The 18,421-nt window shown below is 76.3% G+C and carries 15 protein-coding genes; 9 read left to right on the plus strand and 6 right to left on the minus strand.

The annotated features are described in order from the left end of the window. Nucleotides 1-44: 44 nt before the first annotated feature. From F1641_RS00975 to mfd, 7 genes are all read left to right on the plus strand, one after another. On the plus strand, nt 45-728 hold the full coding sequence (locus F1641_RS00975; RefSeq protein ID WP_194902635.1) for a 50S ribosomal protein L25/general stress protein Ctc: 684 nt from the start codon (nt 45-47) through the stop codon (nt 726-728). Further along, nucleotides 725-1,360, plus strand: a complete 636-nt coding sequence (gene pth, locus F1641_RS00980; RefSeq protein ID WP_194902636.1) for an aminoacyl-tRNA hydrolase — start codon at nt 725-727, stop codon at nt 1,358-1,360. Before F1641_RS00975 ends, pth begins: the two co-directional genes overlap by 4 nt. A gap of 145 nt (nt 1,361-1,505) precedes the next feature. Then, a complete protein-coding gene (locus tag F1641_RS00985) occupies nt 1,506-1,787 on the plus strand; it encodes an isoamylase early set domain-containing protein (protein ID WP_194902637.1) in 282 nt (93 codons plus the stop codon). A 189-nt stretch (nt 1,788-1,976) separates the two neighbouring features. Then, on the plus strand, nt 1,977-2,813 hold the full coding sequence (locus tag F1641_RS00990) for a sugar phosphate nucleotidyltransferase (protein WP_194902638.1): 837 nt from the start codon (nt 1,977-1,979) through the stop codon (nt 2,811-2,813). Nucleotides 2,814-2,820: 7 nt separating this feature from the next. Beyond that, a complete protein-coding gene (locus F1641_RS00995; RefSeq protein ID WP_206690358.1) occupies nt 2,821-3,978 on the plus strand; it encodes an alpha-hydroxy acid oxidase in 1,158 nt (385 codons plus the stop codon). Nucleotides 3,979-4,166: 188 nt separating this feature from the next. After that, nucleotides 4,167-5,966 carry a GMC family oxidoreductase N-terminal domain-containing protein gene (locus F1641_RS01000; protein WP_194902639.1) on the plus strand — a complete coding sequence of 600 codons (1,800 nt, stop codon included), beginning with the start codon at nt 4,167-4,169 and terminating at the stop codon, nt 5,964-5,966. Between the two features lie 67 nt (nt 5,967-6,033). Next, complete coding sequence (gene mfd, locus F1641_RS01005; RefSeq protein WP_194902640.1) at nt 6,034-9,687, plus strand: transcription-repair coupling factor; 3,654 nt, start codon at nt 6,034-6,036, stop codon at nt 9,685-9,687. Between the two features lie 82 nt (nt 9,688-9,769). On the opposite strand, the gene F1641_RS01010 is transcribed toward mfd, so the two are convergent. Continuing rightward, nucleotides 9,770-10,774, minus strand: coding sequence for a glycosyltransferase (locus F1641_RS01010; protein ID WP_194902641.1), 1,005 nt, complete (start codon nt 10,772-10,774; stop codon nt 9,770-9,772). Then, nucleotides 10,771-12,159 (minus strand): hypothetical protein, encoded by a 1,389-nt coding sequence (locus F1641_RS22720; RefSeq protein WP_194902642.1) that lies wholly within the window; start codon nt 12,157-12,159, stop codon nt 10,771-10,773. Before F1641_RS22720 ends, F1641_RS01010 begins: the two co-directional genes overlap by 4 nt. Nucleotides 12,160-12,298: 139 nt before the next feature. Here F1641_RS22720 and F1641_RS01020 point away from each other — a divergent pair, with 139 nt between their 5' ends. Further along, nucleotides 12,299-13,228 carry a glycosyltransferase family A protein gene (locus tag F1641_RS01020; RefSeq protein ID WP_194902643.1) on the plus strand — a complete coding sequence of 310 codons (930 nt, stop codon included), beginning with the start codon at nt 12,299-12,301 and terminating at the stop codon, nt 13,226-13,228. On the opposite strand, the gene F1641_RS01025 is transcribed toward F1641_RS01020, so the two are convergent. Continuing rightward, nucleotides 13,207-14,304 (minus strand): hypothetical protein, encoded by a 1,098-nt coding sequence (locus F1641_RS01025; protein ID WP_194902644.1) that lies wholly within the window; start codon nt 14,302-14,304, stop codon nt 13,207-13,209. The genes F1641_RS01020 and F1641_RS01025 overlap by 22 nt on opposite strands. Before the next feature lie 104 nt (nt 14,305-14,408). Then, nucleotides 14,409-15,386, minus strand: a complete 978-nt coding sequence (locus tag F1641_RS01030; protein ID WP_194902645.1) for a glycosyl hydrolase — start codon at nt 15,384-15,386, stop codon at nt 14,409-14,411. A gap of 422 nt (nt 15,387-15,808) precedes the next feature. On the opposite strand from F1641_RS01030, the gene F1641_RS01035 reads away from it, so the two are divergent. Next, a complete protein-coding gene (locus F1641_RS01035; protein WP_194902646.1) occupies nt 15,809-16,624 on the plus strand; it encodes a hypothetical protein in 816 nt (271 codons plus the stop codon). Here F1641_RS01035 and F1641_RS01040 read toward each other — a convergent pair. Next, nucleotides 16,532-17,341 carry a polysaccharide deacetylase family protein gene (locus F1641_RS01040; protein WP_194902647.1) on the minus strand — a complete coding sequence of 270 codons (810 nt, stop codon included), beginning with the start codon at nt 17,339-17,341 and terminating at the stop codon, nt 16,532-16,534. The two genes, F1641_RS01035 and F1641_RS01040, sit on opposite strands and share 93 nt — an antisense overlap. Continuing rightward, nucleotides 17,338-18,399, minus strand: a complete 1,062-nt coding sequence (locus F1641_RS01045; RefSeq protein ID WP_194902648.1) for a glycosyltransferase family 2 protein — start codon at nt 18,397-18,399, stop codon at nt 17,338-17,340. The genes F1641_RS01040 and F1641_RS01045 overlap by 4 nt, the downstream gene beginning before the upstream one ends. Between the last annotated feature and the right edge of the window lie 22 nt (nt 18,400-18,421).

Consider the following 18,421-nt stretch of genomic DNA (forward strand, 5'->3'; position numbering starts at 1 on the left):
CGACCCGGCACAGGGCCACCCCGCAGAGCCACCAGGAGACACCCATGGCGTCCAGCAGCACCGGCACCGAGCTCGCCGCTCGCACCCGCACCGCCTTCGGCAAGGGCGCCGCGCGCCAGATCCGCCGCGGCCACGAGATCCCCGCGGTCGTCTACGGCCACGGCCAGGACCCCCGCCACGTGACCCTCCCGGGCCACGACACGCTCCTGCTGCTGCGCAAGAACCGCAACGCGCTGGTCACCCTGAAGCTCGACGGCGGCGCCACCGAGCTGGCCGTGGTCAAGGACGTCCAGGTCGACCCGGTCCGCCGCGAGATCGAGCACGTCGACTTCGTGATCGTCCGCAAGGGCGAGCGCATCGAGGTCTCGGTCCCGGTCCGCACCACCGGTGAGGCCGCCCCGCAGACCGTCGTCTCCGTCGAGCTCGGCACCCTGGCCGTCACCGCCGAGGCGACCCACCTGCCCGAGGTCATCGAGGTCGACGTCGAGGGCGTCGCCGCCGGCACCCTGATCACCGCGGGCGACCTGCAGCTGCCCCAGGGCGTCGAGCTGGCCGTCGACGCCGAGGCCGGCGTCGTCAACGTCACCGCCGCCCCGACCGCCGAGGAGCTCGACGCCGAGCTCGCCGAGGCCGAGGCCGAGGCCGGCATCGAGAAGGACGCCCCCGAGGACGAGGCCGCTGAGGGCTCCACCGAGGGCGCCTCCGACGAGGACTCCTCGAAGGAGTGACCTCTCCCAGCAGCGCCGGGGCCGGCGGTGGGGAGCTCCCCACCGCCGGCCCCTGGCTGGTGGTGGGCCTGGGGAACCCCGGGCCCGAGCACGCGGCCGACCGCCACACCGTCGGCGCGATGGTCGTCGACGAGCTCGCCTCCCGCCTGCGCACCGGCTTCAAGGCCTCCAAGCAGCGGGCTGCCGTCGCCGAGGTGCGCCTCGGCCCGCCCGGGATCACGAGCCAGCGGGTGGTGCTGGCGAAGCCGACGTCGTGGATGAACGAGTCCGGTGGCCCGACCGCCGGCCTGGCGCGCTTCTACGGCGTCGACCCGCTGCGCGTCATCGCGGTCCACGACGAGCTCGACATCGACGCCGGCGCCGTGCGCCTCAAGCGCGGTGGCGGCGAGGGCGGGCACAACGGCCTGCGCGACATCTCCAAGGCCCTGGGCACCAAGGACTACGTCCGCGTGCGCGTGGGCATCGGACGCCCCCCGGGCCGCATGGACCCCGCCGACTTCGTGCTCCGCGGGTTCTCGACGGTCGAGCGCAAGGAGCTGCCCTTCCTGCTCTCCGACGCGGCCGACGCCGTCGAGGCGGTCGTCACCGAGGGCCTCGAGGCGGCGCAGCAGCGCTTCCACGCGGCGCGCTGAGCCGGGTGACCACCGCCCAGCCGTGCGCCCCTGTCAAGGGGGAGCGCGTCGGCGCAGGTGCCACGGCGTGTCGGCCTCCGGTACGGTGCGCCACAGCGCCACTCGAACGGAGCCGGCGACACGCACCCGCGCGAGGAGACCGACAGTGACGATCACCACCAAGACGACCAAGGGGTCGGAGGACGTCAAGGTGACGTTCTCCCTGTCCAAGGACGACTACAGCGAGGCCGTGTCCGTCGTGGGCAACTTCAACGACTGGAGCCCCTTCGCCCACGTGATGAAGAAGCGCTCGAACGGCAGCCGCTCCGCCACGGTGATGGTGCCCAAGGGCTCGTCCGTGCACTTCCGCTACCTCGGCCACGACGGCCACTGGTTCGACGACGAGGACGCCGTGGTCGACAGCCAGGGCAGCACCTACGAGGTCTGACCACAGGTCGCCGCGGAGGGTCGGCAGGGCCCTCGCGGCGCGCTGCGCGCTGCACCGCGCGTCCGCCCGCACCGCGCACCTGACCCGACCGGGCGTCGCCCGGTCGGGTCCTTCGCGCTCGGCGTCGTCACGCTCCGTGCCTAGAGTGCTGAGGACACCGCAGCTGCCACGCACCCGGAGGGCTTCCCCATGACCGCAGCCGACCAGACCGCCACGACCGGGGTCCCGGTCTCCGAGATCCCCGTCGTCATCCTCTGCGGCGGCATGGGCACGCGCCTGCGCGAGGCCAGCGAGCAGCTCCCCAAGGGCCTGGTCGACGTCGGCGGCCGCCCGATCCTGTGGCACATCATGAAGCTGTACTCCTCGCACGGGTTCCGGAAGTTCGTGCTGTGCCTGGGCTACAAGGGCGACATGATCAAGTCGTACTTCCTCGACAGCCGCGTCCGCTCCTCGGACCTGACGCTGCACACCAACGGGTCGAAGCCGCTGGAGTTCCACACGGACACCTCCGACGAGGACTGGGAGATCACCTTCGTCGAGACGGGCCTGACCACGGCCACCGGCGCGCGCATCGCCCGCGCCGCGAAGTACCTCGACGCGCCCCGCTTCGCGCTCACCTACGGTGACGGCATTGGCTCCGTCGACGTGTCCACCGCGCTGGAGCAGCACGTCGCGTCCGGCAAGACCGGCACGCTGACCGGCGTCCACCCCAGCGGTCGCTACGGCGAGATGCAGGTCGAGGGCGACTCCGTGAAGGAGTTCAACGAGAAGCCCACCACGCAGACGGACTACGTCAACGGCGGCTTCTTCTTCTTCGAGCGCTCCTTCGTGGAGGGCTACCTCGACGCCGACCGCACCGAGGAGATGCTCGAGCACGCGCCGCTGGGCCGCCTGGCCCGCGACGGCGAGCTGGGCGTCTACAAGCACGAGGGCTACTGGCTGGGCATGGACACCTTCCGCGACTGGAAGGAGCTCAACGGCCTCTGGGACGCCGGCAGGGCGGAGTGGAAGACCTGGAAGGACTGAGCCGGCCGTGAGCTCGCCCGACGCCGGCGCCGCCGCGGGGCTGCCGCTGCTGGTGGCCCAGCGGCGGGCTGCGCACCAGCGGCTCGCCCCCGAGGTCTTCGACTACTACGACGCCGGGGCCGGCGGCGAGGTCACCCGCCGCGAGGGCCAGGCGGCGTGGTCGTCCTACCGCCTGAGGCCGCGGGTGCTCCGCGACGTCTCGACGGTCAGCACGGCCACGGAGCTCCTGGGCGTGCCGGTGGCGCACCCGGTGGGCATCGCGCCGATGGCCTTCCACGCGCTGGCCACGCAGGACGGCGAGCTCGCCACCGCCGCGGCGGCGGGGCGGGGCGGGGGCCTGCTGGGCCTGTCGACCCGGTCCTCGCGGGCCGTGGAGGAGGTCGCCGCGGCGGCCGCCGAGCACGGTGCCCCGTGGTGGTTCCAGGTCTACGTCATGAAGGACCGCGCGCTCACCGAGGCGCTGGTGCGCCGCGCGGTGGCCGCGGGCGCTGGGGCGCTCGTGCTCACCGGCGACACCCCCTACGTGGGCCGCAAGCGCCGGGTGACGGGCACGCGCCTGGCGGTGCCCGACGACCAGTTCCTGGTCAACCTGGCCCCGCACTTCGCGGAGCGGGCCGCCGCCGGGGGAGCCGAGGTGGACGTCGCCGGGCAGCGCGCCGCCGCGGAGCAGGACCCCTCGATCGACCTGGGCACCATCGCCTGGCTGAACGAGGTGTCCGGCCTGCCGGTGCTGGTCAAGGGCGTGCTGCGCGCGGACGACGCCGAGGCGTGCCTGGCCGCGGGGGCCGCCGGGGTGGTGGTGTCCAACCACGGCGGGCGCCAGCTCGACAGGTCGGTCCCCAGCGCCTTCGCGCTGCGGGAGGTCGCGGCCGCCGTGCGCGCCCACGGGCCCCTCACCCTCGGACCGGCCGCCGGCAGGCGCCCGGTGGTGCTGGTCGACGGCGGCGTGCGCTCCGGCGCCGACGTGCTCGTGGCGCTGGCCCTGGGGGCCGACGCGGTGCTGCTGGGCCGGCCGGTGCTGTGGGCCCTGGCGGCCGGCGGCGCCGACGCGGCGGCCGCGTGCGTCGCCGAGGTGGTGGCCGACCTGGCCCACGCCATGGCCCTCGCCGGTGCCGCGTCCGTCGCCGGGATCACCCCGGACCTGGTGGCCCCGAGCGGGCGCTGACGCGGCCGGCGACCGCGTCTTGACCAGGTCTTGACCAGGTCTTTAACCGCTCGTGGTGGATCTCTGGCCCGGTCGGGTGGTGTGCTGTCCGACCGGGCTGCGCCCTGCGGACGGGGTGATCGGTGGAGCGCTACCGTTGAGGGCGACGTAGTTTGCTCCAGCAACTTCTTCGACGAGATGAGGTCCCGATGGCCGTGCACCGACCCGCGCGCGTCCCGGGCGCCCGCCGCAGCGGCGGCAGCGCCGAGCGCGTCGACGTCGTCGTCGTCGGCGGAGGCTCCGCGGGCAGCGTCGTCGCGGGCAGGCTGGTCGAGCGCGGTGCCGGGTCGGTGCTCGTCCTCGAGGCCGGCGGGCCGGTGCGCCCCTGGGACGTGTCGGTGCGCATGCCGCTGGGGATGTCGCGCGCCGTCGGCGACGCCCGGTACGACTGGAAGTTCACCGGCGAGGAGGAGCCCTGGCTCTTCCGCCGGCGCGTCGTGCACCCCCGCGGGCGCGCCCTCGGGGGCTCCAGCGCCATCAACGGGATGCTCTACCAGCGCGGCCACGCCGCCGACTACGACGGCTGGGCAGCCCTCACCGGTGACGGCTCGTGGAACTACGCCCACCTCGTCCCCTACTTCCAGCGCGTGGAGGCGGCCACGCGCCGCGGCGCCGGCCCGACCCGCGGGCGCTCCGGGGCGCACGTCCTCACCGCCGACCCCGCCAGCGGCCCGCTCCACGAGGCCTTCTTCGCGGCGGCCCAGCAGGCCGGGCACCCCGTCGCCTCCGACCCGAACGAGGTCCAGGACGGCGTCGCCCCCTTCGAGAAGGCCCAGTCGCACGGCCGCCGGGTGACCGCGGCCGACGCCTACCTCACCCCCCACCTGCGCGGAGACCGCCACGGCGGTGCGCTGCGCGTGCAGTGCCACGCCCTGGTCACGCGGGTCGTCGTCGAGGGCGGCCGCGCCGTCGGCGTGCGCTACCGCGTGGTCGAGGACGGCGTCGCCGGTCCCGAGCTGGAGGTGCGCGCCGGCGAGGTCGTGCTCGCCGCGGGCGCGTTCGCGACGCCCCAGCTGCTGCTCCTGTCCGGCATCGGCCCGCGCGACGAGCTCGCCGCGGCGGGGGTCGACGTCGTGCACCACCTGCCCGGCGTGGGCCGCGACCTGCAGGACCACCTCGGCGCCTTCGTGCAGCACCGCTGCACCGCGCCCCTGGGCGCCAGCCGCATCAGGCAGCGCCCGCAGCTGCTGGCCGCGGCCGCGCGCTGGCTGGCCCTGGGCAGCGGCCCCGGCGCGAGCACCCACATCGAGGCCGGCGGCTTCCTGCGCACCACCCCCGACCAGCTGGTCCCCGAGGCGACGGTGTTCTTCTCGTCGCTGGTGTGGCCCGTGGCGGGCATGCCCGTCGTCGACGGTCCGGGCTACCAGCTGTACGCCTACCCCGGGCGCGTGACGTCGCGGGGGAGCATCACCCTGCGCTCCACCGACCCGTCGGCGGCCCCGGTGATCCGGAACAACTACCTCTCGACCGAGAGCGACCGCCAGGCGTGGGTGCGCGTCCTGCGCACGGTGCGCGAGCTCCTCTCGCAGCCCGCCTTCGAGCGCTACGACGGCGGCGAGGTCGTCCCGGGCCGGCACGTCGTCACCGACGACGAGATCCTGTCCTTCGTGCGGCGCACCGCCCGCACGGGCCTGCACCCGACGTCCACGGCCCGCATGGGCCACGACGACGCCGCCGTGCTCGACCCGGCGACGCTCGGCGTGCACGGCCTGCCCGGGCTGCGCGTCGTCGACGCCTCGGCGATCCCGCTCATGCCGAACGGCAACAGCTACGCGCCGGTGATGGTCCTCGCCGAGAAGGCGGCGGACCTCATCAGCGGCGCTGCGGCGCCCGCCCCGGCCGAGGTGCCGCTGGCCGCGCGCGCCCTCCCCGGGGCGCTGCCGCCCCTGCCGGACCCGCTCGAGAGCACCGCGCCCCCGCTCGACCTCGACCTGCCGCACGCCGTCTGACGCCGGGCACCCGGGCGGCCCCTCGCGCTGACCCGGGTGTCGGCGGTCGGACGTATCGTTGAGCACCGTGTCGCTGACCGGTGTCCTCGCCGCCCTCCTGCCCGACCGCGCCGTCACCCGGGCCGTCGAGAGCGCGCGGTCCGGCGACGTCCCGCTGCTCGACGTGTCCGTCCCGCCGGGCGCGCGTCCGGCGCTGCTCGCCGCGCTGGCCGCCCCGGAGGCCGACGGCGGCGCCGACCGGACGGTGCTCGCCGTCACCGCCACGGGCCGCCAGGCGGAGGACCTCGCCGCGGCGCTGCGGTGCTACCTCGGCCCGGACGCCGTGGTGGAGTTCCCGAGCTGGGAGACCCTGCCCCACGAGCGGCTCTCGCCCCGCTCCGACACCGTCGGGCGCCGCCTGGCGGTGCTGCGCCGGCTGGCGCACCCCGACGAGGCGGCCGGCGCCCCGCAGGGGCCCGGCGGAGGGCCCGGCTCCAGGGTCCGGGTCGTGGTCGCGCCGGTGCGGGCCGTCCTGCAGCCCCTGGTGCAGGGCCTGTCGGAGCTGCGCCCCGTCCAGCTGCGCGCGGGCGACGTCGTCGACCTCGAGCAGGTCGTGGCCGACCTGGCGGCGGCCGCGTACACCCGCACCGAGATGGTGGAGCGCCGCGGTGACGTGGCCGTGCGCGGCGGCATCCTCGACGTCTTCCCGCCCACGGCCGACCACCCCCTGCGCGTGGAGCTCTTCGGCGACGAGGTCGACGAGGTGCGCGCCTTCTCCGTGGCCGACCAGCGCTCGCTGGAGGTCGTCCCGGAGGGGCTGTGGGCGCCGCCCTGCCGCGAGCTGCTGCTGACCGACGAGGTCCGCGCCCGCGCCGCCGCCCTCAAGGAGCAGCTGCCCGGGGCCGCCGAGATGCTGGACAAGATCGCCGGCGGCATCGCCGTGGAGGGCATGGAGTCGCTCGCCCCCGCCCTGGTCGACGGGATGCAGCCGCTCCTGGACGTCCTGCCCGCCGGCACCCACGTCGTCCTGCTCGACCCCGAGCGCGTCCGCAGCCGCGCCCACGACCTGGTGGCCACCAGCGAGGAGTTCCTCGCCGCCGCCTGGGCGAACGCCGCCTCGGGCGGGCAGGTCCCCGTCGACCTCGGGCTCGACCGGGCCAGCTACACCACCTTCGCGGCCACCCGCGCGCACGCCCTGACCACGGGGCGGCCCTGGTGGACGCTGTCGTCCTTCGCCGCCGACGAGGAGCTGGCCGGACCGGCGAGCTACGACGGCGCCGACGACGCCGTGGTGCTCACCGTCGGCGCCCGGGCCGTCGAGGGCCACGCCGGTGACGTGCCGGCCGTCCTCGCCGACCTGCGAGCGCTGGTGAAGGACGGGTGGCGCCTGGTGGCCACCGCCGCCGGGCACGGCAGCGCCGACCGCCTCGCGGAGGTCCTCGCCGACGCCGACGTGCCCGCGCACCGCGCCGACGCCGTCGGCCCCGACGACCTCACCCCCTCCGTGGTGCAGGTGACCACGGCGGGCATCGGCGCCGGCTTCGTGGCCGAGGGCCTCAAGGTCGCCCTGCTCACCGAGGCCGAGCTGCTGGGCACCTCGGGCCCGATGTCCGCCAAGGACGCCAAGCGGATGCCCAGCCGGGTGCGGCGCAACGCCGTCGACCCGCTGCAGCTGAAGACGGGCGACTTCGTGGTGCACGAGCAGCACGGCGTCGGCCGGTACGTGGAGATGGTGCAGCGCACCCTGCAGGGCGCCACCCGCGAGTACCTGGTCATCGAGTACGCGCCGTCCAAGCGCGGCCAGCCCGGCGACCGGCTCTTCGTGCCCACCGACACCCTCGACCAGGTCACCCGGTACGTGGGCGGCGAGGCGCCGGCCCTCAACAAGATGGGTGGCGCCGACTGGTCGAAGACCAAGGGCCGGGCGCGCAAGGCGGTCAAGGAGATCGCTGGCGACCTCATCAAGCTCTACAGCGCCCGCATGGCCACCCAGGGCCACGCCTTCGGCCCGGACACCCCCTGGCAGCGCGAGCTCGAGGACGCCTTCCCCTTCGTCGAGACGCCCGACCAGCTCGTGACCATCGACGAGGTCAAGGCCGACATGGAGCGCATCGTGCCCATGGACCGCCTGATCTGCGGCGACGTCGGCTACGGCAAGACCGAGATCGCCGTCCGCGCCGCCTTCAAGGCCGTGCAGGAGGGCAAGCAGGTCCTCGTGCTCGTGCCCACCACCCTGCTCGTGCAGCAGCACCTGGAGACCTTCTCAGAGCGCTTCGCGCCGTTCCCGGTCACCGTGCGGGCCCTGTCGCGCTTCGTGACGGCCAAGGAGTCCGCGGCGGTCAAGGAGGGCCTCGCCGACGGCACCGTCGACGTCGTCATCGGCACCCACCGCCTGCTCGGCGGGGAGTACCGCGCCAAGGACCTCGGCCTGGTCATCATCGACGAGGAGCAGCGCTTCGGCGTCGAGCACAAGGAGCTCCTCAAGACGCTGCGCACCAACGTCGACGTGCTCGCGATGAGCGCCACGCCCATCCCGCGCACGCTGGAGATGGCCGTCACGGGCATCCGCGAGATGTCGACGCTGGCGACGCCGCCCGAGGAGCGCCACCCGGTGCTGACCTACGTCGGCGGCTACGAGGAGAAGCAGGTGTCGGCCGCGATCCGGCGCGAGCTGCTGCGCGAGGGCCAGGTCTTCTACGTGCACAACAAGGTCGAGTCGATCGACAGGGCCGCCGCGCGCCTGGCCGAGCTCGTGCCCGAGGCCCGCATCGCGACGGCGCACGGCAAGATGCCCGAGCACCGCCTCGAGGAGGTCATCGTCGACTTCTGGGAGAAGCGGGCCGACGTCCTCGTCTGCACCACGATCGTCGAGACCGGCCTGGACATCTCCAACGCCAACACGCTCATCCTCGAGCGGGCCGACCTGCTCGGCCTGTCGCAGCTGCACCAGCTGCGCGGCCGCGTGGGCCGCGGGCGCGAGCGGGCGTACGCCTACTTCATGTACCCGCCGGACCGGCCGCTGACCGAGACGGCCCACGACAGGCTCGCCACCATCGCCTCCCACACCGACCTCGGCGCGGGCATGCAGGTCGCCATGAAGGACCTCGAGATCCGCGGCGCCGGCAACCTGCTGGGCGGGGAGCAGTCGGGGCACATCGCCGGGGTCGGCTTCGACCTGTACGTGCGCCTGGTCGGCGAGGCCGTGGCGGAGTACCGCGACGGCCCGAAGGAGGAGGGCCTGCCCGAGGCGAAGATCGAGCTGCCCGTCGACGGGCTGCTCCCTCACGACTACGTCCCCCACGAGCGGCTGCGCCTGGAGGCGTACCGCAAGCTGGCCGCGGCCACCTCCGACGACGACGTCGCCGCCGTGCGCGCCGAGCTCGTCGACCGCTACGGCGAGCCGACCGAGCAGGTCGAGAACCTCCTGGCCGTGGCGCGCTTCCGGGTCCGGGCCCGCGCCTCGGGGGTCAGCGAGGTGTCCCTGCAGGGCAGGAACATCAGGTTCGCCCCCGTGGAGCTGCGCGAGAGCCAGGAGCTGCGGGTGCAGCGCCTCTACCCGGGCACGCTGGTGAAGTCGGCGCTGCGCGCGGTGCTCGTGCCGCAGCCGATGACGGCGCGGGTGGGCGGCCAGCCGCTGCGCGACCGCGCGGTGCTGGAGTGGGCGACGGCCCTGCTCGACGCGGTGCTGCCGGTCGAGCAGCCCGCGGCGACCGCGGGAGCGGTGGCGGCCAGCTCGGCGTGAGCTCGGTCTGAGCTCGGTCTGAGTCCGGTCTGAGTCCGGTCTGAGCTCGGCCCGCGCGGGTGCCCGGCGCCGGCAGGCGCCGTCAGGCGCCTGCGCGCAGGGCGTCGAGCCGGAGCGGCTCGGGGGAGCGGCCCGGGCGCCGCAGGAGCAGGCGGCCCCGCACCCTGCCGGCGCGCCAGCCCAGCTGCCACAGCACGCTGCCCGCCGCGGCGCGGCTCAGCGGCCGCTCCGGCAGCCACCACGGCCGGCCGCGGGAGGCCCCGGCCGGGCCGTCACCGGCCCCGGTGGCACCGCCGGGTCCACCGGTCTCGGTGGGGGCGGCGCCGGGGACCGAGGCCGAGCGGTCTCCCAGCGCGTCGTAGCGCGCCTGCAGCCAGGTGGAGGACGTGCCGTACCCCGCGCCCTGGCGGAACATCCCGGGCAGCGTCGAGCGCAGCCTGACGTGCACCAGCGCCCCGGGCCACCAGACCAGCGGCTCGCCGGTGGACAGCTGCACCCGCCAGCACAGGTCGTTGTCCTCGAGCACCAGGCACCGCGGGTCGAAGCCGCCGATGGCCTCGAACAGCTCGCGGGCCAGGGCCAGGTTCCCGGCTCCCGAGAAGCACAGCCCCGGCGCGCCGACGGCGCGCTGGAGGCCGAAGTCGGGGGAGGCCCCGCGCGCCTGCGACAGCCACGCGGGGTTCAGCCGGCCCTCGTCGAAGCGTCCGGCGACGAACGCGTGCTGCGCCGTGCCCGCGCGCACCTGGGCCACCCAGTCGTCGGCGACGACGTCGTCGGCGTCGCAGAAGGCGACCACCTCGCCGCGTGCGGCGGCGACGCCGGCGTTGCGCGCCGGACCGGCGCCCCGGCGCGCGCTGGCGTCGAGCACGAGGACGTCGAGCTCGGGGTGCTCGCGGGCGAAGGCGTCGGCGACGCCGCGGGTGCCGTCGCGGGAGCCGTTGTCGGCCAGCACCAGCTGCCACGGGCCGGGGTCGCGCTGCCGGGCCAGCGCCGCCAGCTGGTCGGGGAGCACCTGCTCGGCGTCGAAGCAGGCGACGACCACGCTGATGACCCGCTCGTCGTGCACGGCGGCACGGTAGGCGGTCACGCCGAGACCCCGCCAGGTCCCCGTGCGCCGGTCACGGCGGCGCCGTCCCCGGGGTCTGCCGGGGCTGCCGGGGCTGCCGGGTCGTCGGGCGCCGCGGCGTCGGCGCGGGCGATCGCGAGCAGCTGGGAGTACCACAGCGGCACCATGACGGCGGTCGCCGCGGCCATGCCCCACGCGGCGCCCCGCACCCCGGCGAGGGCCGCCCCGCCGACCAGGCCGGCCACGAGCAGCGGCGCCTCGACCAGGTGCAGCCCCAGGGTCCTGCGGGCCTGGCCCGAGGCGTACACGACGACCGCGGGACCCAGGGCCGCAGCGCTCGCGACGGAGAACGCGCACAGGGGCAGCAGGACGGCGGCCGCGCCGTCCCAGGTGTCGTCGAAGAGGGCGCGTCCCACCTCGTCGGGGAGCACCAGCAGCACGGCGCTGTACACGGCCGAGACGAGGGCGACCGCCGCCGAGACCCCGCCGGCGATGGCCAGCCGCGGTCGCAGGGCGAGGCGGCCCCGGCGCGAGACCTCGGGCAGCAGCAGCGACATCGTGGCGCCGGCGACGATGCCCAGGGGCCCCAGCAGCGTCTGGGCCGCGCGCAGCGACCCGACGTCGGCCACGGAGCCGATGGCACCGACGGCGAGGATGCTCCCCTGCGAGGCGCCGGAGCCCACGAGGTTCTCCAGCAGCAGGTAGCCGGTGAGGTCGCGCTGGTCGCGCGCCCAGCCCCACGCGCTGCGCAGGTGGGGCAGCACCCCGAGTTGCACGAAGCCCCACGCCGCGGCAGCCGTGGCGGCACCGCCCCACACGAGCACGAACGGCCACGCCGAGCTGGTGCCGGCGCCGACGAGCAGGGCCATGCCCCCGAGCTGGAGCACCGCCCAGGCGCCGTCGTTGGCCAGGGCCAGCCCGGGGCGGCTCTGGGCGAAGAAGGCCATGCGGCAGGCGTCCTGGACCACCAGGCCCGGGAGCACCACGGCCAGGGCGACCAGCGCCGGGCCCACGCCGCTGTCGGAGACGCCCAGGGCCATCAGCCCGGCGACCAGCAGGAGCGCCCCGCTCACCAGGCCGAGCCCCAGGGCCACGCCCATCGCGCTGCCCGCCGTGCCGCGCCAGGCGGGGGTGCCGGCCTGGACGGCGAACCGGATGCTGAGCGGCTGCCCCACCACGGAGCGCTCCACGCTGAGCGCGACGCCGAAGAGCAGGAAGGCCACGGCGAAGGCGCCGAAGCCCGAGGCCCCCACCGCGTTGGCGACCAGCACGGACAGCGCCACGTTGGTCAGGGCCGACAGGGCCTGGTCGGCCAGCCCGAGCCCGGCCCGTCCGCCGAAGCGGCCCGCGGCCGAGCGCCACCGGCTCGGCCGGGGCGGGGCGGTGCTCGTCGGGGCGGTGCTCACGCGGCACTCTCGCACGCGCGGACGGGAGCTCCGCCTGCTCCCAGCAGCAGCACCCCCTGCCGGCCCAGGCCCCGGCGCGGCGGGAGCGCCGGACGGGTGACGCGGCTCGCGGCCCACCACCGGCTGCCAGGATGGTCGGGTGGTGCCCCCCCTCCCCGCCCCGGACGACGTCGCGCTGGTGCTCATGGCGCACGGCGACGCCGACCTGCTCGCCCAGGCGCTCGAGGGCGCCCGCGCCCAGACGCGGGCCCACCGCCTCGTGGTGGCGCTGCCGAGCACCGGTCCCGGCGCCGGCAGGCCGGCGTCGCTGCCCGCGGACGCGCTCGTGGTGACCGGCGCCAGCGCCCCGGCGCGGCGCAACGCCGCCCTCGACGCGGTCGCGGGAGCCCGGGCGGTGGTCTTCGCCGACGACGACGTGGTCCTGCGCGCCGACCACGTCGAGCAGGTCGTCAGGTTCCTCGACGAGCACCCGGGCGTGGTCGCGCTCACCGGTCGCGTGCTCCTGGACGGTCCCGCCCTCGGCCGTCGCGTGGGCCTGGACGAGGCGCGCGCCGCGGTCTCCGCCCCGCGCACCGACGCCCTGCAGCCGCCGTCGCGGCCCGCTGACGACGTGTACCCCAGCGCCTTCGCCGTCCGCCTGCTCGCCGCGGACGGCCAGCCGCTGCCCGAGCGCTTCGACGAGGCGCTGCCGGGTCGCGCGTGGCTGGAGGGGGTCGACTTCGGCCGCCGGGCGCTCCGGCACGGCGCGGTGGTCCACGCGGCGGCTCCGGCGCTCGTGGTCCGGGGCCTGCACGTCGGCGACGACGCCGCCCAGTCACCGCTGGGCTACGCGCAGGTGGTGCACCCGCTGCACCTGCACCGCCGTGGCGTGCTGACGCGTGCGGACGCCCTGAGGAGCCTGCTCCGGCCGCTGGTCGCGAATGCCGCGGGCCTGCGGGGCGGGGAGCGCCCCTGGCGCCTGCAGCGGCTGCGCGGCAACCTGCGGGGCGTCGTGGACGTCGCCCGCGGGCGGGTCGACCCCTCGCGCGGCGAGCGGGCGCTCGCGGGTCAGGCCAGCGCCGCCCGGTAGGCGCGCGCCATGGCCGGCATCTGCGTCGGCGCCCACAGGGAGTTGGCGATGTAGGAGGCCGGCTCGTTGAAGTGCGCCTCGACCACGGTCGTCCCGGAGCCCGACAGCTCGCGGAACCGCCGGACCATCTGCGCGGTGTAGAAGGAGCCGTCGGAGCCGCGGCCCGCGTCCGCCCCCGGGAAGCCCCCCCACTCCGGCACGGTGTAGCCCTTGCCGTTGGCGCGGGCGAAGTCCTCCCACTGCCGCAGGCCGCCCTGGCGCGCGTAGACGCGGTCCCACGTGGCCTGGTCGTTGACGACCGGGTACCAGTTGTAGAAGTCGGGTCCGACGAGGTCGTAGCTGTCCAGGAGGTCGGTGGCGAGGCCGGTCATCGGCACGCCGGTCTGGTCACCGCCCTCGTTGGGGTTGAAGGCGACCCTGATGCCGGGCGCAGCGGCGCGCAGGCGGCCCGCGGCGGCGCGGAAGGCCGCGGTCCAGGCGGTGCGGTTGCCCGGGGTCACCCGGTGCCTCCAGCTGGGGAGGTTCATCTCCCACCCGAGGCGCACCACCGTGCGCTGCGCGACCCCCGCCCTCGCGAGCGCGGTGCCCAGACCGGTGAAGAAGGCGCTGGTGTCGCTGCTGACGGTCTGGTCGTCGTTCCACAGCGGCACCGCGAGCAGCAACCAGCCCCCGTCGGAGGTCACGGGGCGGGCGGGGTCGAGCCACCACGTGTTCAGACCGGCCCGGGTGCTCTCGCGGGACGTGAAGACGGAGGCGGCGTCGAGCTTGCGGCCGCGCCCCGCCTCGAACGCCGCGAGCGAGGCGGTGTCGTGGTCGGTGAAGGCCCCGCTCACCCAGGGCAGGCCCGAGCGGGGGCCGCGGAGGACGGCGGCCGCTGCCGCGGTGCGGGTCACCTCCGAGCCGTCGGAGGCGGCGCGGTAGGTGCCGGGGAGGTCACCGGCGCTCCGGCGCAGCGTTCCGTAGGGCCCGGCGAGCGCGCTGCTGGCCGGGGCGCCGACGAGGACGGCGCCGAGGCCACCGGCCAGGCAGGCGGCCAGGGCCGAGCGTCGGGTCAGGGGGGAGCGGTGCGGAGCCACACCGGTGGCTTCGGCACCGCGGCCGCCGGCCTGGAGCGGTCGGGGTGCTCTGCGCGCGTCCTCCCCCCGGCCGGCCCAGCCGGCCCGTCACCCGCCCGCGCGCGTCAGCGCAGGCCGGCGGCGTACGCCTGGGCCGCCCGCGGGTTCTGCGCCGGGCCCCACAGGGAGCCGGCGTTGTAGCCGGCGTCCTCGTTGAAGTACGCCTCGTAGGCCAGCTGGCCGGAGACCTCGCGGAAGAAGCCCTGCATCTTCTCCACGTAGAGCGGGTTGTCACCGCCGTTGGGCCCGGTGTTGCCCGGGCCGGGGTAGAGGCCCCACTCCGGGACGGCGAAGGCCTTGCCGTGGTCGCGGGCGAAGCCGGCCCAGAACCGCAGCCCGTAGGGGCCGTCGAGCTGCTCGGCCCAGGTGGCCTCGTCGACGACGGCGGGGAAGACGTCGTAGGAGTCCACGCCGACGACGTCGACGTAGGCGTCACCGGGGTAGGCGCGGCGGGCGTCGGCGAGCCCCTGGCCCTCGCCGCGGTTGACGCTCCAGTCCCAGCGGACGGCGGGCGCCTGCGCCTCGACGGCGTCGTGCGCGCGCCGCCAGCAGGCCACGAAGGCGTCCGGGTCGGTGGCGGACCACTTCTGCCAGTCGCCGTTCATCTCCCACCCCAGGCGCACGACGAGGCGGTCGGCGAGGCCCGCGGCGGTGACGCTGCGACCGAGCTCGGCCCAGTGCTCGTCGTCCTCGCCGGAGGCGCAGGTGGCCATCGTCGCGCTGGGGTCGTCGGGGAGCATGGCGACGCTCAGCACCACCAGGGGCGCGCTCGAGCGGCTCCACTTGCCCAGCAGCCACTGCGGGGAGGTGGTGTCCTGCCAGGTGCCGCGGGCGGTGGCGTCGACGGCGACGTCGAGGGGCTGGCCGCGCCAGGTGCCGAAGGCCTCGTAGTCGGCCGCGGAGTGGCCGGGCAGGAAGGCGCCGCTGACCCAGCCCGGTCCGCCCGGTCGTCCCGCCGCGGTGGCGGGGCTGGCGCCCACCGCCGCCGCCGCGACGGCCAGGAGCGCCGCCACCGCCACCCGCACTGCTCGACCCGTCGTCACGCTCTGCTGCTCCTCGTCGTCCGCCGCTTCCGGCTCGCTGCTCGGCCACCGCTGCCCGGGCTGCTCCGAGCGGGTGACGCGTCGACCGTAGCGGCTGGTCGGGGGTCTCCGGGTCACCGGTGCCAGGGTCGGGGACGGAGCGACGGGCGATGATCACGCTGTCACTGCAGGTCACGCACCGTTACTGGGATGAGGAGGGGTTGGCGCGAAGGGATGAACCGGGCGGCTCGAGGACACCCCCTGTTCACCCGTGGGACACGATGGGACAGCCGTGCAGCTGTCGCGCGGCCCATGGCCCGCGCCGAGACGGTGCGGCGGCACGAGGGGCACCGCCTGTGAACACCAGCCGCGCACGGCACACGGACGCGCCAGGACCGGACCCCTCGGCACCGTCCGCCGGCTGGTGGTCCCCGGTGCGCCTGGTGCGCCCCCTCGCCGTGGTGGCCCTGGTGCTGGTCGTCGTCGGCACCGTGGTGCGGAAGGCGGTCGACGCCGTCGCCGACCGCCCGGACCTCCCGCAGACCTGGCTGGCCGCCGGTGCGCGCCTGGTGGACCTCGACGCCGAGGCCAACGTCCCCACCTGGTTCTCGACGCTGCTGCTGGCGCTCCTGGCCGCCGCGTGCGCCGTCACCGGGCTGCTGCTGCGGGCGCGCGGCGAGCGGTCGTGGCCGCTCCTGCTCCCGGCGCTGGTCGCCGCCGCGATGTCGCTCGACGAGCTGGCGCAGCTCCACGAGGACCTGCAGCTGCTCAGCGAGCGCCTCGACCTGGGCTCCCCGAACGCGTTCGGCTGGGTGGTCCCCGGGGCGGCCGTGGCGGTCGGGGTGGGCGTCGTGCTGCTGTTCGCGGCCCGGGCGATGGCCCCCGCGCTGCGCTGGCGCCTGGTGGCGGCTGGCGTCGTCTACTTCGCCGGCGCGCTCGGGGTCGAGGTGCTCGCCGGCCCGCTCTACCGTCCGGGGCAGGGCGACCAGGTGCCCGTGCAGTCGACGCTCTACGTGCTCTCCAACGCCCTCGAGGAGGGGCTGGAGATGGCCGGTGCGCTGGTGGCGCTCGCGGCCGTGCTGGCCCTGCTGCGGGTGCGCTCGACGCCGCAGGGCGTCGTCGTGGACCTGGCCCGCCCGCCGCTGGCCGCCCGGGGGCCGCGCCGCTCAGGCGCGCGAGCGCAGGGAGACGAGCTGCGGGGCGCCCGCGGTGACCACGGCCGTGCGCCCCTCGAGGAGGCGCCCCAGCGGCAGCGCTGACGCGCCGCGCTCGCGCAGCCCCGCCAGGACCTGCCGGGCCACGGCCCCGCGGTCCAGGTCGGGGCCCGGGTTCGACGGGTCGGTGAGCGCCTCGCCGAAGGCGTCGTGCAGCAGCACGACGGCGCCGGGGTGGGTCGCGTCGAGGGCGCGCTGCGCCGCGGCGCCGGCGTCGTCGTCCAGCCAGTCCTGGCCCCAGGCCGACCACAGGACCGGCACCAGCCCCAGGGCCCGCACGCCGACGACGAACGGCACGGTGTGCGCCCCGAACGCCGGGCGGAAGTAGCGCGCCGGCCTGCCCGTGACCTGCGCGAGCCGGTCGCGGGCCTCGCGCACGCGGGCCACCGCCCGGCGGTCGGACAGCTCGGTGAGGCGGGCGTGGTCGACGCCGTGGAGCTCGACCTCGTGGCCCTCCGCCAGGATGCGGGCGACCAGGTGGGGGTGCTGCTCGGCGGCCAGCGCCAGCACGAAGAACGTGGCGGTGGTGCCGTCCTGCGCGAGCGCGTCGAGGACGGCGGGGGTGTGCTCGGGGTGCGGGCCGTCGTCCCAGGTCAGGGCGACGACCTCGCCCTCGCCCGGGCGGGGGTCGACGCAGTGCACCGACGACGCGCGCAGCAGGGCCGCCCCGCCCAGCGCGCCACCGCGCGAGGGGGCGGGCAGGCACGCGCCGGCGGCCTCGAAGCCCCCGAGGTGGCGCCGGCGCACCAGGCGGGCGCTCACGCGACCTCCCCGCGCTCCGGGGCCCGGTGACCCGCGTCCTGCGACGCCCGGGAGGCCGCCTCCGAGGACGCCTCCTGGACCGGTCGCTGCCCGGGCTCGGCGGCCCCGTCCAGCCCGCCGCTGCAGTCCTCGGCGCGGAACGCCGCGGGCCGGCGCCCGGTGAGCGGCATCACGACCTGGTGCACCCGGTGTCCCACGCGCCACCCGAGCTGCCACAGCACGTGGCCGACGGCCCCGCCGTCCCAGGGGCGCGGGGGGAAGAACCACGGGTGCCCGCCGCCGGCGGCCGCCGGCGCCGTCTGCTGGGGGCGCCCGGCGGGCCGGTGGGCGCCGCTGTGGTCGTCCACGCCGGCGTAGCGGGCTCGCAGCCACGCCGCCGCGACGCCCCAGCGGTACCCCTGGGCGGCCATGCCCCGCAGGCTGCCGCGCAGCTGCATCTGCACCACGGCGTCGGGCCACCAGGCCAGCGGCTCACCGGTGCACATCTGGATGCGCCAGCACAGGTCGGTGTCCTCGAGGTGCAGGCACTCGGGGTCGAAGCCGCCCACGGCGAGGAACAGGTCGCGGCGGACGGCGAGGTTCCCGGCTCCGGCGTGGGGCAGGTGGGGCGGAGCGGTGGAGCGCTGGAGCCCGTCGACCTGGTCGACCTGGCGGGCCCGCTGGAGCCACTCCTCGTTGAGGGCGCGGCTGGAGAAGGTGCCGGCGATGAAGCCGTGGTCGACCAGGCCCGCCCGGACGGCGCGGAGCCAGTCGGGGGCGACCAGGTCGTCGGCGTCGCAGAAGGCGACCAGGTCACCGCGGGCGGCCCGCACGCCGGTGTTGCGGGCGTGCCCCGCGCCCCGCCGGTCGGAGGCGTCGACGAGCCGGACGGACAGGTGCGGGTGGTCGGCGGCGAAGCGCCCGACCAGCTCGCGGGTGCCGTCGGAGGAGCCGTTGTCGGCGACCACCAGCTCCCACGGCCCGGGCTCGTGCTGCCCCGCCAGCGCGGTGAGCTGGCGGGGCAGCACGTCCTCCGCGTCGAGCGCGGCGATCACGACGGAGATCAGCGGCTCGGTCACGGGAGTCCCTCGGGGCGTGGGC

The sequence above is a fragment of the Quadrisphaera sp. INWT6 genome (assembly GCF_015390235.1).
Classification (GTDB): Bacteria; Actinomycetota; Actinomycetes; order Actinomycetales; family Quadrisphaeraceae; genus Quadrisphaera.

Coding starts and splice junctions, on each gene's coding strand:
- F1641_RS01000 (WP_194902639.1), top strand. CDS start 4,167: ATGGCCGTGCACCGACCCGCGCGCGTCCCGGGCGCCCGCCGCAGCGGC.
- F1641_RS00990 (WP_194902638.1), top strand. CDS start 1,977: ATGACCGCAGCCGACCAGACCGCCACGACCGGGGTCCCGGTCTCCGAG.
- F1641_RS00975 (WP_194902635.1), top strand. CDS start 45: ATGGCGTCCAGCAGCACCGGCACCGAGCTCGCCGCTCGCACCCGCACC.